The organism is Pseudomonas sp. DE0010 (assembly GCF_007680745.1).
Lineage (GTDB): Bacteria > Pseudomonadota > Gammaproteobacteria > Pseudomonadales > Pseudomonadaceae > Aquipseudomonas > Aquipseudomonas parafulva_B.
Genome location: NZ_VEJQ01000013.1, coordinates 117,474 through 132,904 on the forward strand (window position 1 = coordinate 117,474; position 15,431 = coordinate 132,904).

Annotated in this window: 11 protein-coding genes and 1 pseudogene; 5 read left to right on the forward strand and 7 right to left on the reverse strand. The window is 58.2% G+C overall.

Annotated elements, in window-relative coordinates:
• Window positions 1-33: 33 nt before the first annotated feature.
• A complete protein-coding gene (locus tag FS767_RS12280; protein WP_144965857.1) occupies window positions 34-4,173 on the reverse strand; it encodes a CheR family methyltransferase in 4,140 nt (1,379 codons plus the stop codon).
• Between the two features lie 319 nt (window positions 4,174-4,492).
• Between FS767_RS12280 and FS767_RS12285 the strand changes: the two are divergent.
• A pseudogene (locus FS767_RS12285) lies at window positions 4,493-4,666 on the forward strand (general stress protein); the annotation flags it as partial.
• A 131-nt stretch (window positions 4,667-4,797) separates the two neighbouring features.
• Window positions 4,798-5,067: a DUF6555 family protein gene (locus tag FS767_RS12290; RefSeq protein WP_027915584.1), complete on the forward strand. Its 270-nt coding sequence runs from the start codon at window positions 4,798-4,800 to the stop codon at window positions 5,065-5,067.
• A gap of 25 nt (window positions 5,068-5,092) precedes the next feature.
• On the opposite strand, the gene FS767_RS22855 is transcribed toward FS767_RS12290, so the two are convergent.
• Complete coding sequence (locus FS767_RS22855) at window positions 5,093-5,263, reverse strand: hypothetical protein (protein WP_153302504.1); 171 nt, start codon at window positions 5,261-5,263, stop codon at window positions 5,093-5,095.
• 155 nt (window positions 5,264-5,418) lie between these two features.
• Entirely contained in the window at window positions 5,419-6,033 is a 615-nt protein-coding gene (locus FS767_RS12295; protein ID WP_144965859.1) for a response regulator transcription factor, read from the reverse strand.
• Window positions 6,034-6,148: 115 nt separating this feature from the next.
• On the opposite strand from FS767_RS12295, the gene FS767_RS12300 reads away from it, so the two are divergent.
• Window positions 6,149-7,771 carry a hybrid sensor histidine kinase/response regulator gene (locus FS767_RS12300; protein ID WP_144965861.1) on the forward strand — a complete coding sequence of 541 codons (1,623 nt, stop codon included), beginning with the start codon at window positions 6,149-6,151 and terminating at the stop codon, window positions 7,769-7,771.
• A gap of 18 nt (window positions 7,772-7,789) precedes the next feature.
• Here the strand turns inward: FS767_RS12300 and FS767_RS12305 are convergent, their stop codons facing one another.
• Window positions 7,790-8,086 (reverse strand): hypothetical protein, encoded by a 297-nt coding sequence (locus tag FS767_RS12305; RefSeq protein ID WP_144965863.1) that lies wholly within the window; start codon window positions 8,084-8,086, stop codon window positions 7,790-7,792.
• A gap of 248 nt (window positions 8,087-8,334) precedes the next feature.
• Between FS767_RS12305 and FS767_RS12310 the strand changes: the two genes are divergently transcribed.
• Together FS767_RS12310 and FS767_RS12315 are read left to right on the forward strand one after the other, a co-directional pair.
• Window positions 8,335-8,679: a transcriptional regulator gene (locus tag FS767_RS12310; RefSeq protein ID WP_078478616.1), complete on the forward strand. Its 345-nt coding sequence runs from the start codon at window positions 8,335-8,337 to the stop codon at window positions 8,677-8,679.
• Window positions 8,679-9,893, forward strand: a complete 1,215-nt coding sequence (locus FS767_RS12315; RefSeq protein ID WP_144965865.1) for a type II toxin-antitoxin system HipA family toxin — start codon at window positions 8,679-8,681, stop codon at window positions 9,891-9,893. The genes FS767_RS12310 and FS767_RS12315 overlap by 1 nt, the downstream gene beginning before the upstream one ends.
• 25 nt (window positions 9,894-9,918) lie before the next feature.
• Here FS767_RS12315 and FS767_RS12320 read toward each other — a convergent pair whose 3' ends face one another.
• The 3 genes from FS767_RS12320 to FS767_RS12330 form a co-directional block, all read right to left on the reverse strand.
• Window positions 9,919-11,172: an arsenic transporter gene (locus tag FS767_RS12320; RefSeq protein ID WP_144965867.1), complete on the reverse strand. Its 1,254-nt coding sequence runs from the start codon at window positions 11,170-11,172 to the stop codon at window positions 9,919-9,921.
• A gap of 7 nt (window positions 11,173-11,179) precedes the next feature.
• Entirely contained in the window at window positions 11,180-12,430 is a 1,251-nt protein-coding gene (locus FS767_RS12325) for an MFS transporter (RefSeq protein ID WP_144965869.1), read from the reverse strand.
• 311 nt (window positions 12,431-12,741) lie between these two features.
• Window positions 12,742-13,353 (reverse strand): class I SAM-dependent methyltransferase, encoded by a 612-nt coding sequence (locus FS767_RS12330; protein WP_144965871.1) that lies wholly within the window; start codon window positions 13,351-13,353, stop codon window positions 12,742-12,744.
• Between the last annotated feature and the right edge of the window lie 2,078 nt (window positions 13,354-15,431).

The following is a 15,431-nucleotide window of genomic DNA, read 5'->3' on the forward strand; positions in this document are numbered from 1 at the left end:
GTCATAAAACTGTAACAATTGACCGACGAACGGTCAGTAGGGTACCGAACCGTGGAGGCTCTCGATGGCCTCTACCAACTCGTCGTAGCCGACAGGCTTGTTCAGATGACGATCAAAGCCAGACTGCTTCGACCGATGCTGATCAGCGCTCGCCCCATAGCCGGTAAGGGCAATGGCAGGCGTATGCTGCAGGTGCTTGATGTCTCGCAAGGCCTTTATCAGGGCATGGCCATCCATGACTGGCATGCCGATGTCAGACAGAATGACGTCATAGTCCGTTTGCCGTGCTGCTTCGAGCGCCTGGCGGGGGTCCGCGAACGCGCTCACCTGCGCACACTCCATTTCCAGGAGCTGTTGCATGACGTCGAGCACCTCGGGTGAGTCATCCACCAGCAGTACATGCAAGCCATCGAGCCGGCCCATGCGTTCAGTTTGCTGGCAGGCGAATTGCTCGCCTTTACCGCTTGCGGACAAGGGCAGGGTGACGGTGAACGTACAGCCCTGACCAAGACCGGCGGAGTGCGCGCATACGCTTCCGCCGTGGGCCTCCACCAACTGGCGGACCAGCGATAGCCCAATGCCCAAGCCCTCTCGCGCCGCATGCCCGAGCGGCGAAGCCGCCTGGCTGAACAGGTCGAAAATGTGTTCCAGGCTATCTGCCGTCAGGCCGATGCCTTGGTCGATCACGCTGAGCGAAACCTGCGTGTCATCATGGCTCAGCGACAACCGGATGGTGCTGCCGGGTGGGCTGAACTTCAGGGCGTTGTTGAGCAGGTTCCAGATCACTTGCTCCAGGCGTGTGCTATCCCCGTCGATGAACAGTGGCAAGCCGTCTGCAGGCAGTTCCAGCACAACCGCCGAGTCAGGCTGCTCGCTGATGACCACCGCATGGATACCCTCGATGATGGCAACCACGTCCACCGCTTCGGTCTTGAGCTTGAGCTTGCCGGTACGGATACGGGCCACGTCCAGCAGGTCATCGATGATGCGCGCCTGGCTGGCCACGGCTTCGCGAATGGTGCCCACAGCCTTGCTCGCAGCGGCGACGTGGGCGATCGAAGGCAGACGACGCAGGATCTCGGCGTTGAGCTGGATCAGGTTGAGGGGGTGTTTGAGTTCGTGGGACATGATGGCGAAGAACTCATCCTTCATGTGGCTGCTGCTTTGCGACTCGGCCAGTTGCTTGCTCTGCTCATCGTGCAGGCGCTTATGCCCGGTCAGGTCCCGAGCAATCTTGACGAAGCCACGCAATGAGTTGCCCTTCAAGCGCGAGATTTCACCACTGGCATAGAAGCGGCTCCCGTCCTTGCGCATGTGCCAGCGCTCATCCTGGCTACGGCCGTTGGCGCGCGCCGTCTGCAATTCCTGCTCGGGGATGCCGTGCTGGCGGTCTTCCTCAGTGAAGATGAACTGGTAATGTCGGCCCTCGACATCGGCCTTTTCATGGCCAAAGATCAATGCAGCACCTGTATTCCAGTCAGTGATCAGGCCCTGCTCATCCAACAGGATGATGGCGAAGTCGTGGGTACTTTCAGCGACCACTCGCATGCGCTCTTCGCCAAGTCGCACACGCTCTTCGGCCGCGCGGCTCTTGCTGATGTCAATGAAGGTGAGCACGGCGCCGTCGATCTTCTGTTCGCTTGAGCGGTAGGGCAGCAACCGGGCCAGGTACCAGTGGTAGGCCTGGCCTCCGATTTCCCGCTCGATGATGTGCTCGCCATTGACCACGGCGCGCGCATCATCGGCCAGGGCGGGGTAGTCCAGGCGATGAGTGATGTCCAGCAGGGAGCGCCCTGTGTCCACCGGCAGCATGTTGAACAGGTCGGTCGCACGTGGGGTGAACCAGCGAATGTGCAGGTTGCGGTCGACGAACACGGCGGCGATGTCGGTGCTGGCGATCAAGTTGCGCAGGTAGTCATTGACCTTGTCGGTCTCCTCGACCTTGCTCTTGAGCTCGTAATTGACGGTCAACAGCTCTTCGTTGATTGACTGCAGCTCTTCCTTGCTGGTTTCCAGTTCTTCGCTGGCCGAGCGAAGCTCTTCGTTGATTGTCTGCATCTCTTCGTTGGAGGCCGTGAGTTCTTCGCTCGATAGCTCCGACTGCTCAATGGTCTCCTGCAATTGCAAGCGCATGCGCTGCAACTCTCGCTCCAGGTTATTGAGCACCATGCTGTCGGTCTGGCGAATGGCATCGACTAACGGCAATGACGGATCGGGCGCACGCTCTTCGAACACCACCAGCAGGTATTCGCCGGCCGTTTGCTCATCTTTATGCGGTTGCACGGTAATTTCGACCTGGCAGCGCTGACCCTCCTCGCCTAGGTCCACAGGGCGAGAGGTGACCGCATGGGTGCCCTGGCGCGCCTGGAACAAGGTGCTGCGAAGCGCCAGTCGCAAGCTGGGCAGTACCAGGTTGAGCACGTTGCGGCTCAATTCACCGCTGCCCAATTGCATGTAGCGCCCGACACCTTCGCTCAGATGAAGGAGGGTACCCTCACCGTCGATGATCAGACTCGGCGGGGTCCGGCGGGCCAGTGCACGATGGTGTACCTCAGCGTAAGAGGGCTTGCGCTGGGCTCTGCTTTTGGCGGTGGCCGGTTGCTTCAGAGCGCCTAGATCAGTCCCTTGCAACTGACGCCCCGGACGCGTGCCGCAATGGGCGACCTCGCGTGCCCGGTAGATGCGATTACGCTTGTCCACCACCGCGAACAGATCGCCAGCCAGTTCAGCCGATTCGGACGAGCCCAGGAACAGGTAGCCACCCGGGCGCAGGGCGAAATGGAACATGCGCAGGATGTCCCGCTGGATTTCACGGTCCAGGTAGATCAGCAGATTGCGACAGACGATCAAGCCCAATTGCGAGAAAGGCGGATCGGACAGCAGGTTATGCCGGGCGAACAGCACTTTCTCTCGTATTTCCTTACGCACTCGATAGTGCTGGTCTTCTTTGGCGAAAAACTGGCGCAGACGCGAGGGTGGCACATCGGTAATGATGGACTCTGGATAAAGGCCGGTGCGGGCATGGCCAATGGCACGCTCGTCAAGGTCTGTGGCAAACACCTGCACCTTGTTGGCGCGCTGGTCCAAGGCCAACTGCTCGCACGTCAGCATGGCCAGGCTGTAAGACTCCTCTCCCGTCGAACAACCCGCGGACCAGATGCGAATTTCGGCTGGGTTATCGCCTTGGTCCGGCTCGCTTGCCAGTTGGGGCATGACGATACGCTCAAGCGCCTCGAACGCCTCGCGGTCGCGGAAAAAATTAGTAACCCCGATCAGCATGTCCGCCAACAAGGCTGCGGATTCATCCTCATGGGTTTCGAGGTAGTGCAGATAGGCGCGAAGATCGGCCTGTCCCGTGACATGCAGACGGCGCTCGATACGCCGTAGCACAGTGGCGCGCTTGTAATGCTGGAAATCATGGCCAGTGGCGCTGCGCAATTGCAGCAGGATCTCTTCCAGCAAAGGTTCGCACGCCTGGGGGTCGCCGGCTCGGGTACCCAGCGCCGGCGGTAGACTGTCGTCTTCGATGCGTGGCAGATTGACCTGGCGCGCGTTGTGCCACAGCTCCATCAGCTTTTGGGCGAGCTCTGCCGCTGGGAGCACGACGTCGACCAGACCCGTCTCGATGGCCGCCCGGGGCATGCTGTCAAACTGAGCATCATCCGGGCTCTGTACCAGGGTGAGGCCGCCTTGCTCCTTGACACGTGCCAGCCCTACGGCGCCGTCCGCGCCCGTGCCGGAGAGGACTACGCAAAAGGCATGATCCTTGTGCACGTCGGCCAGGTCGCGGAAGAACAGGTCGATGGCCACATGGTCACCGCGCCGCCTGTTGGCCGGCGCTACCCGCAGGTAGCCATCATTGGTCGATAGCCGATTGGCAGGAGAGATGACGTACACATGGTTGCGTTCGATGGGCACCGGTTCGGTTACCTGACGCACCGGCATGCTGGTTGTTTCCTGAATGATCCGATCAGCGATGCTTTGATGGTCTGGAGACAGGTGCAGCACGATGACGAACGCCATGCCTGAGTCGGCGGGCATCTGCCTGAACAGGGTACAGATAGCTTCGATGCCCCCCGCTGAGGCACCAATACCCACCACAGGGAAATTGAGATGGCTAGGACTGAGGTTCGAGGGATGCGGCGCGGCGGGCTGGTTAACGGTCGACTTCATGGCGGTGCCCTGTACAGACCTGACAGACAGCCCATCGACACATCGCGGGGCAAGAGGAGCGCCATTATAGTCAACGCGCACGGATATTCGCGAGTGCCTTGATGCGACGCTAATGACTGGTCCGCAAGTGTTCGGCCAGATAATCTTTTCGCGCCACCGGTCTGCAACCCATGCCATGGGACTGAGTAGCCTGTTATCGAGTGGGTTCCGATGAAGGGCACGGCTTGATGTCGTGCGCATTTCCAGAACCGCAAAGAGAAACGAAATGGCTCGTGATCAGAAATCGACCGGTCAACGTGGCGGCACCAAGGAAACCAATCCAGGCAATTTCGCCAACGACCGCGAAAAGGCCTCCCGCGCTGGGCAGAAAGGGGGCCAAGTTTCAGGTGGGAACTTCGCCAATGACCGTGAGCGCGCCTCGCAGGCTGGACGCAAGGGTGGTCAGAACAGCCACGGCGGCGGGCGCAATGTAACGAGCGAAGCACGCGGCTGACCTTGTCGTGGGTGCCCGCCGAGGCCGTGCTGGGCACCCGTCGGGGGGCAACGACGCATATCCGATTGAATCTTTAGCGCTGCGCTGCACTCCATCGCAGGGTCATCCACGCAAAAGAGGAGGGTGCAGCGATGCCTAGTCCCCAGTTGTACATCATCGATTACCGGCTCCATGGCGAGCCTCGCACCTTCATCATTCGTCTGGAACGTCTGGATAATGCCGAGGCCTGGCACTGGGCGAGCTGTGATGCCGGCATCGGCATCATCCCCAAATTCGGGCGCGAGAAGATCCGCAAGGTCAGCCGGCCTATGGCTGAGCGCTACGGCGTCACGGATGTGACTTGGCGCCTATCAGGCAGTAAGCCCGGACAGTCCCTGGAAGACCCTGCCACCACCGCCTGATTGCGCAACCTCTTCCATTACCTGATTACACACCCGCCTCAGGGTCGCTGGCAGGTACGCCTGGACGATTTTGATCGTCATCGGTCAGGCCCGGGTCAGTGTCGGGGTCGTCGACTCTGTCATTGCGCTGCTCTTGTTCAAGCTCGGGCCAGTCGTCCTGGACATTGCCGCCACCCATCATAAGTTTCTGGATCACTGCATGCGCCTCCGTTGGTTTGGAAAAAAGGCCCGCCCCGAAGGCGGGCCAACACAGGAGTGAGAGGAACAGCCATTGCCAGACCCCTCACTTTTTCAGAGCGCCACTGCAGGGGTAGAAGTCCGTCTGCGCAGGCGCAGGTCTGACCAACGGTGCTATCCAGCCGAGTACTTGACGGCAGCAGCGGTCCGCGAGCTGACGTTGAGTGCCTTGAGCAGTGACGAAACGTGGATGCGCACCGTGAAGGGCGAGATGTCCAGGGCTTTGGCTATCTCTTTGTTGGTCTTGCCTTGTGCGATCAAACGCAACACATCTTGTTGGCGTTGAGTCAGGTGCTCGGTACCCGCGTCGGCATTGGCGACCGGCAGCAAGCCGGAAGGCAGGTAACGCACCAGCACTTCCCCTGCTCGAACGGCGAGGATGGCGGCGCCCATTTGCTCGGCGCTCAGGCTTTTGCCGATGAAACCATCCACGCCGCAGGCCATGACCTGGTCGATGATGACCGGATCGTCCACCATCGAGACGACGATCAAGGTCGTGCGCGCCAGTTGGCGTTTCAGCTGGGCAAGGCGGCTGACGGAATCCAGGCCCGGAAAACGCAGGTCTAGGATCAGGGTGTCCAGGGCCTCGCCAACGCTGGCAATCTGCAATACCTCATCCAGGCTACCAGCCTCGGCCACGCAGGCGCTTGGCAGCACACGGCAGACGGTACGCACCATGGCTTCCCTGAACAGCGGATGGTCGTCCGCCACGATTATTCGACTAGTCACGCTTGGCAACTCCCTTTGGCCGCAGGTCGATCAGGCCATGGTAACGTAGCAGCCCTGGCACGTGCGTGCTGCCCCGTGATGGGAGCAAAGGCGCCTGATGATAAGGATTACGGCCATGGTCATGGATAAAAATAACGAGCTCGACCAAGCGAACTTGCGTCTGATTGTTGGCAGTTGCGCGTTCGCCTATGTGGCGATGCTGGTATTTCTGCTGGACCGCTCTGCCGCGCTCTACGTGCCGGTGGTTGTCTATATCTTCGTCTTTCTCTTGGTATCGGTGCTTCTGCGCCAGGCCATCGCACGCTGGCCCGGGCATTATCCGTGGCGCCGGGTGCTGGGCATGGTGCACGACTACACAGGCACCTGCTTCGGCTTGGTGGTCGGCGGTGAAGCGGCGCTGCCGCTGTATGCCGTGATGGTGTGGGTCAACCTGGGCAACGGCATGCGTTTCGGCTCCCGGTACCTGGCCATCGCGACCGGGCTGGCGCTGGTCGCGCTGGTAGTGGTGTACCGGCTGACGCCTTACTGGCAGGCCAACCCTTTTCTGGTGCTGATGTTGCTGACCACCAGTACCGTGATACCCGTCTATGCGCACTTGCTGCTCGAACGCACGCGCCGAGCTTTGGAGCAGGCGGCTGCAGCTAATCGCGAGAAGTCCCGCTTTCTGGCCCAGGCGAGCCACGACCTGCGCCAACCCATTCACTCCATCAGTCTGTTCACGGCGTGTTTGCGTGAGGCGCGGCTGGGCGAGGAGGAACGCAGGCTGGTGGACAGCATTGACCGATCGTTGCTGAACGTGTCCCAGCTGTTTCGGTCGATTCTGGACCTGTATACCTTGGATAACGGGCGGGTGCAGCCGCGCTACGAAACCTTTGCTCTGGGCGATTTTCTCGAAGCCCTTGCACGTGAGCATGCCGAGGCTGCTCGCTGGGCGGGGGTGGAGATACGCATGCGTCCTTGTCCCTACTGGACGCGTGCAGACCGCGGCATATTGACGACCATGGTCCAGAACGTGCTGTCCAATAGCCTTAAATACGCATCGGGACGGCCACTGTTGATAGGTGTACGCCGCTGCCGGGATGGGCTTGCCATCATGGTCTGTGACCAGGGACGAGGCATCGAACCTGCACACCAGACGCTGGTGTTCGAAGAGTTCTACCGGGTCAGGCAAGTGCGCGACAAGGACGTCGAAGGCGTCGGGTTGGGCCTGTCGATCGTTCGTCGGCTTGCGCGGCTGATGAACGTGCAGGTGCACCTGCGATCTCGACCCGGTCACGGCACCACCGTAAGCCTGAAGGGGTTGCCGCAGATAACGCCTCAACCTACACGGGCAGCGCCTGAACGAGAGCTGGCTGCTGCAGGTTTGCTCAACGGCCTGCGGGTTTGCCTGATTGAGGACGACCACAACGTGCTCAGGGCAACGTCGGCCCTGTTGCAACGCTGGGGATGCGAGGTAGATGGCCATAGTTCTGCTGCCGCTTCGAATGAGGACTGCGACGTCATCGTTGCCGATTATGACCTTGGCCAGGACGCCACGGGAGTCGATTGCATCGAGCAGCTGCGCAGCGAGCGGGGCTGGGCTGTACCAGCCTTGATCATGACGGGGCATGATCCGGACCGAATACAGGTCGCAGTGCAGAGTCGCGGTATCGCAGTGCTGTCCAAGCCCGTGCGCCCTGCCGAATTGCGGGCCATGTTGCGCACGCTCTGTGATACCGCCACCTCGCCCCGTTATTGAAAGCGGCCATAGCGCCGGTCAAAAGCGTCCGGTCTGGCCTTCTTTCACGCAGCTGGGGGTGGGTTGATAGATGCCCATGCCGGCCGCAGCGACCAGCGCACCACTGGGCATCTGGCATTCGAATCGCCCTTTGCCAGTCGTGGCGGTGTAGTAGGTGATGGTGCTGTCGCTGCGCACATCTTCTACTTTGGAGACCTTGGTATTGAGTACGAACTCGGTACGCTTCTTCAGCGTGTCATCGGAAGGCTTGACGGTTTGGCAGCCAGCCACGGCGAACAGCGCACCGACAATGGCGATCAGCTTGAAAGGACTCATGGGAGGTTTCCTTGGCGGTGAAAGCCCTGGAATATAGCGTGCGTTGAAGGGAGGAGCGATTAGGACGGATGTGCTAAATGGCACCTGGCTACTAGAGCCTTGATCAATTTTTACGAGCTATAGAGTCAACAAATATTGATCTTATACTGTTTAGTGTTGATTATAGTCGCTTATATGAGTCTGGTTTCTCATTTTATAGGCAACCGACGTAAGTCTTAAGCCTCGTAAAATTGACGTTGGTGAGCATTATGCAAGACTTCTTTCCCGTGGCTTGTGCCGACATGCTCGCGCGTGTAGGCATGCTGGTGAAGGCACAGCGTTTGGCGCTAGGTATTCGGCAGGCGGACATCAAGGCCGCTATTGGCATATCGCCGCACCTGTTGCGCAAGGTCGAACAGGGCTCGCCTCACGTAGACCTGCGCTCCTTCATGCTGGTGCTATGGCGGCTTGGCATCAACGATACGGTCTTCCGAACGCTCGAGGACGTTGAGCACAGCGCCCAGATGGCCCGTTTCGTTCAGCTGGAGGATGACCCTGAGCAACTTTCAGCCCGACGCGTGCGCCTTCCCAAACCCAAGCCTGAGGCGTTCTGATGCAACGTGCCTACATCTACATGGAGCATCCCGAGAGCGGCCAAGTAGTCACCCTCGGCCGCCTGAGCCTGAAGGGCAGACTGGGCGAATTCGTCTACGCACCTGAATACGTGGCGCAGGGCGGATGGGTACCAGACCCGATCCACTACCCGCTGCGTGCCGAACCTTACACGGGCATCACACGTAACCGGGGCATACCTGGCTTCATCAACGATGCGATGCCGGACGGTTGGGGGGAGCGCTTGCTGCATCGGGTTTATGGGCAAGCTTTGAGCACGCTGGACTTTCTGCTCAAGTCTCCTAACAACGATCGCGTCGGCAACTTGATGGCGGGGCGGGCCCGCACGCCCGACGAAGGCACTGGCGAGGGTACCATCCCGAGCCTAAACGGCCTGGCCAAGTTCATCGCGGCATGTGAGGCGGTTTATGATGGGCAACTGACTGCCGAGGCGACCACTGCCTTGAGCATGCGTCAGCAGCGCTCGGCACTGGGTGGAGCGCGGCCGAAGCGAACGCTGCAGGACAAGGGCATGCTGATCCTGGCCAAGCCACGCGACCGTTTCGATCACTACGACCTACCAAGCATCGAGCATGCCTGCATGACGTTTGCGGCAATGAAGGGTCTGAGCGTTGCACGCACGGCGCTGCATGCACACAGCCCGTCCACCTTGCTGGTAGAGCGCTTCGACCGGCTCCCCATCAAGGATGGTGCGCGGCGGATTCCGATGCTCAGTGCGCTGACACTGCTTGATTCAGAGTGGAACGCGCCATACCACAGAGACTGGCAATATGCCGCAGTGGCCGACGAGATGCGCCGTCGGGGAGTGCCGGTCGGTGACCTGCAAGCATTGTTCACACGCATGTGCTACAACGCCATGGTTGGCAACTCGGATGACCACCCGCGCAACCATGCGGTGATCTGGCTTGATGGCCAGTGGCGTCTTTCACCGCTCTACGAGGTTCTGCCAATGCTCGATGAGGGGCCGGCCAAGGCTTTGGCCATGGCCGTCGGGCGCGAAGGCAGCCAAATCAGCAGGTTAAACCTGCTGAGCCATCATGCCCACTTTGGGCTGGCGCGGGACCAAGCCGAGCATGTGCTCGAAGAGGTCGCCAGCTGGGTACCTGCGCTTCGCGACCACTACGCCACTTTCCTCGCGGGTGCGGACCTGGACAGCGCATGCGCAGCGGCGAGCAGTGATCGGATGCTCAGTTGATTTCGCAGCGGGGTCTTTGCGGCAATCAGACCATAAGGGCCAACAGCGCGGCGGCCAAGGCTGGCGGCATGATCAGCAGACCCAGGCGCAGGAATTGCCAGGCGCTGACAGACTCGCCTTCACGTCGAATCGCCACCAGCCAGAGCAGGGTTGCAAGGGACCCGGTGATGGACAGGTTCGGGCCCAGGTCGACGCCGATCAGCAACGCGGCAGTGGTTTGCCGAGGCAGGTGGGCGATATCAACCATTGAGCCGGCAATCAGCCCAGTCGGTAGGTTGTTCATCAAGTTGCTTGCCACGGCCACACCGACCCCAGCGGTCCAGCTCGCAGCGGCCTGAGACTGCTGTTCCATGGTCATGAGCATGTGCGCCAAGTGTTCGATCACGCCTGTCTGGGCCACAGCTTCGACCAATACGAACAAGCCCGCAACCAATGGCAGTACACTCCAGGCCACGTGTCGCATAACGGGCATCGGGCTGCGCCGTTGGCGCAAATGAATCAGCGCGGTGGTCGCGACACCAGCGCTGAAGGTAGGCAGGCCCAAGGGTACGTCCAGTGCCGACGCACCCAACAGCACGCAAGCAGTCAGCGCAATACCCCATGCACACAGACGGGCACCGGCTGAAAGAGGCTGTGTTTGCACAGTCAGGGCAAGCGGTTGGCAGATCTGGCGTCGTTGGGTAATGCGCAACATGAGATAGGTCGCCATGATGGCTGCCAAGGAAGGCAAAGTGAACTGCCTGAGCCAGTCCCACAAGGGCGGCATCTGGCTGCCGAAAACCACCAGGTTGGCGGGATTGGAAATAGGCAGGACAAAGCTAGCGGCATTGGCGATGAACGCACAGATGAACAGATAGGGCAGGGGCTCAGCCTTGGCGGCCTTGCAGGCTGCATACACTGCCGGGGTAAGCACCACGGCAGTGGCATCGTTCGAGAGAAAGACGGTCACCAGAGTGCCGACCAGGAAAACCAGATTGAACAGGCGCTGGCCAGACCCCCGGGCATGTCCTACGGCGTAACGGGCTACCCAATCGAAAAGGCCTTCCTGACGGGCCACTTCGGCCAGCACCATCATGCCGATCAGAAACAGGTATACGTCGCCGCCCTTGGCCACGGCGGCCAAGGCGTTCATCGGCGCAATCAGCCCAAACAGCACGAGTGCGATGGCGCCACCCAGCGCCCAGATAAACTCCGGCACCTTGAAGGGTCGGAGTATGACGCCGGCGGTAGCCAGTGCCGAGACGATCCAGATGATCAATGAGGTTTGGCTCAGGTGCATGAAGGGTTCAGTTTCCGGCGGCTGACGGCATTGAGGAGGAGGGCGCATCGCCCTGACGCGGGTGGGTTTCGGGCAGGGCTATCAACACAAGCACGAAGGCGCAGGCTGCGATGCCGGCCAGCGTCAGGAACGCTGCATTATAGCCCGCCGCTTGGACGACGAACCCAGCCAGACCAGGGCTTAGCGCCGCACCAAGGCCGAACACGGCGGTAAGCGCCCCAAGGCTGACGTTGAACCGCCCGGTGCCCTCGGTGAGGTCCTTGACGATGATCGGGAACAACGCCCCGAAAATGCCGGCGCCAATGCCGTCAAGTAATTGCACGCCTACAAGCCAGAAGGGATTGTCCGACAAGGTGTAGAGGGCGCCGCGCAGCGGGAGTATCAGGAACCCCACGAGCATGAACGGCTTGCGCCCCCATTGTTCGGCACGCGCCCCGACCAACAGCGCCATGGGCACCATGACCAACTGGGCTGCCACGATGCAGGCCGAGGTCAGCGGCGTGGCCAGGCGCAGGTCGACCTGGGAGAGCTTCTGGCTTACCAATGGCAGCATGGCCGCATTGGCCAGGTGGAACAAAGCGCAGCAGATCGCGAAGATCAGCAATGTGCGGTTATGCAATAGCAGCGCAAAGCCAGCCGGATTGTCTTGATCGTTCGGGCCATGGGCCAGGCCGCGAGCCACATGATGGTCGATGGCGGCGCCCGGCACGCATGCTACTGCGATGATGCTGGCCACGGTCAAGGCAGCCATCAGATAGAACACCACTACTGGGCCATAAAGGTAGGCGAGCCCACCGGCCAGTAGTGCAGAGAACGCATTGCCAGCATGGTTGAAGGTTTCGTTGCGCCCTACGCGTCGCGTGAACGCCTTCGGTCCGGTCAGCCCCAGTGAGATGGCAGCGATCGCCGGCGCGAATACGGACCCGGCCAGGGCGCTTACAGTCTGGGTTATAGCGACCCAGGTAAATGACGTGATAAAAGGCAACAGCACACAGCTCCCGGTTACCAGAACTGCCGCGATGACCACCACGGCACGCTTGGCGGGCGTACGGTCAATCAGGGCGCCGGCGGGCGTCTGGGCGAGCAGGGCAGTGACACCGGCAATCGTCATGACCAGCCCGATGCTTGCGGGCTGCCATTGATGAACGGCAAGCAGGTAGATGGCAAGGTACGGGCCAAGTCCGTCACGTACATCGGCAAGGAAGAAGTTCAACCAGTCAAGCGAGCGATACGGGGCGGATTGCCTAGGGTTTTCCAAGGGCGTGCTCTCGAGAGGGCCACGCAGCCATCTCGCTGGCGTGGGCCGGGGGATGGACGGCAGGCGAGTACTGATGCTGGGGTGTCATTGGCAAAGACTGTGCTTTGCGATAATAGGTTCCAGAGGCGGATTTGAGTTGTCTGGGGTGAAGGCCAAGAATCAGTAAGGGATGAAATAACAGGCCCGGTCATCAGGGCATCATCAGATGAAAACTTGGCAAGGTAGGGCTGGATATACGACGATACGGAGGAATATATTATAACTAAACTAAATGAATATTTAGTGTAGTTATCACCTGTAGTTATATTGGTTTAGGGCAGGAGGCGCCCTAACCATACGGTTAGTCCTCCAGATTCTGGATCTTCAACAACGTGATCGAGTACCTCGAACCCGTTGATGCGCAACTGATCGGCGTATTCCTTGGCATTTAAGCTCGCGTGATACAGCGTTTCGCCTTCGAATGTACCCAAGGCTTCACCGTATGAAGGCCCACTCGTGAACATGAGCAACGCCCCTGGAGCCGCGTGACGACGAAAAACCGGGAACATCCCGCGCTGATCGGAGGGTTTGAGATGGAAAAAGCTGTTCCAAGCAATGATCGCGTCGAATTGGCGTCCCAATGCAAGCCCGCGCATGTCTGCGTGAATCCATTGCTGTTCAGGAAACTGTGCACTGCAAAGGGTCAGCATCTGGCTGGAAGAATCTACACCCACAATGCGGGCGCCGATTCCGACCAAATGTCGCGCCACAGGTTGGCCAGAGCCGCAGCCCAGATCTAAAACAGTTGCTGACGGCCTCAACAAGGCCCCGAAACGCTCAATCCATTTGCGATCGGTGGAGTGATTGGCACGTTTTTGGTGCCAGGTGAATGCATGGCGATCGTAGAGGTCGATGATGTGGTCAGCTGATAGATGGTGGGACATGGGAAAAGGATTTCCGTGAGCGGTCTTACAGGAGGACGCTGTATGCGGTTCCTGGGTTCGAATGTACCCCAGGGTGTATCGAACTGGAAATACCCAAGTGCGCATAATGTGTATTATGTTAAATATTAGATAAGCTTGTTGGACTGAGTGTGTCACCAGCTGTGACTGGTCTAAGAAAATGAGAAGCGTCGACGCGAAAAAAGATACTGAGTAATCAAGCACGTAGCCTCTCCCCTCGAAATTCGTCGGGACCGTTCGTAACCGATTAATGAGATTTTGCACCCGTACACGCACCACAGCGCTGCCAAAATAATAAATAACAGTTTTAAGTGCTCAATAAAATTCGTTGAGTTTCCAGGCATTACAAGCTTGCCCTGACAAAGTAAATGATAGGCTTTTATAGACAAATAAAATGATAAATCTCTATGACATAGTTAAGGAGAGTTGGCCAAGGCGCTTAACTCGTGACTTGATAATTTTTCTGATCGCAGTTTAAATTTCCGATTAGTGCGATCGAGTCGAGACGTAGCCGATGCGGCCTATACCTATTTTTGCGAGCGCAAGCGAAATCGCGTTGGATGCTCATACATATTTTTATCGTCATCCTGACGTTAAAGCCTACCTAGAAGGTTTCGAGGTGCGCTTGCTCGCTCCGCGCTTCGCTGAATTGGCGCGAGAATTTGTTGCTAGCTACGTAACTGCTGATATTACCAGTGAAGTGTCGCTGGTTTTGGGTCGGTTAGATCCATTGTGGAGCGCCTGCTGCTATGGTGCTGGGAAGTGAAGAATTCGCCACTGAGTATGATCGATGCCTTAGGGTTTAAATCATTTCTAGAGTTCACGTCTTCACCTCCGAGAGAATGGATAAGTTCTTTTCCACACCGCCGATTCATCCGACATCATAATGGTGAATGCATTATAAACCCTGGTTGGCGACCATTTTGCCGAAAACAAGGTGAGTCCGAAATGTTAAAGAAGAATATGTTGATTGTAGTATGCTCGGCATGTTCAAGACTTTTTGATTTTTTGATTTTTTGATCTCTAGACAGGTTCTCTCGCACAACCCCGCTAGGCATGTACAGCCTCTGTTTTTGGCTGGAATATCAAACGAAAGCGTCACAGTTGACCGGGGCATCCGAACGCTTCACTTGGATCATTTGATTTTAGCTGCGACTGAGCTATGTAAGGGAAATGGCAATTACGAAAGAGCCCTTTTCATCCTGGCGATGACTAAGTACCTGCTAACACCTATCCGTTTCCTGGCAAACTCTAAAGGATGGGTGCCGTCGTTGAGCTTTTTTGTCGAGAAAAAGTCTTGGTTTTACGAGCCGAATTACAGGGGTGTAATCTTTCGATCAAAGATACCACGAGACTTTTTGCCTTTTCTCGAGCGCTATTTAGTAAGTCGAGGCTTGCGCATGAAGCCTGGAGACTTTGAAGGACTGCCTCTTTTCCTTACGCAGTATGGGCGCCCTGGGCTTTCCCAGCGTCAGATTAGGAATGTTGTTCGAGAGGTTACCCTTGAGGCCGCGAGCATGATGCGTGACTCGGGTTGTTCACCCCAATTGTATAGTCCAATTGAGACTGCAACTCTAGATGCGCTAAGGGATGCAAGTATAAGATTGTGCTTAGTCGAACATGGGATCTTTGAGACGCAGCGCAAGCTAGGCAATGAACAAATAACATCCGTTATGCAACGTTCATTCGCGCTGGCACAATCACTCAGCCTGGACAGAGATTATTTTGATGACGCTTGAAGGTTCTAGCGGTACACAGACGCCTGGGTACGACACCCATAAAACGTGTGTGTGCCCTCCTCTCGTCAAATTTCCGCCTATGTGAATTGGCGGAAATTGGTCTGAGGCAGGTAGTGACTCGGGAGTATCATCAAACACAGAAGTGGATCTGAGGCTATCGCTAAATGAGGCGACTCATCATTAGTCATGCTTAACCCATTGATCTGATTGAATAAAATCGACCATTAAGGCAATGCCCTGCGAATTAGGCACTGTACGAAATAAGGCGTCGCAGACACCGCATGCCGCAAGCCAGCGAGACCATCGCTGCATAACTTTTTG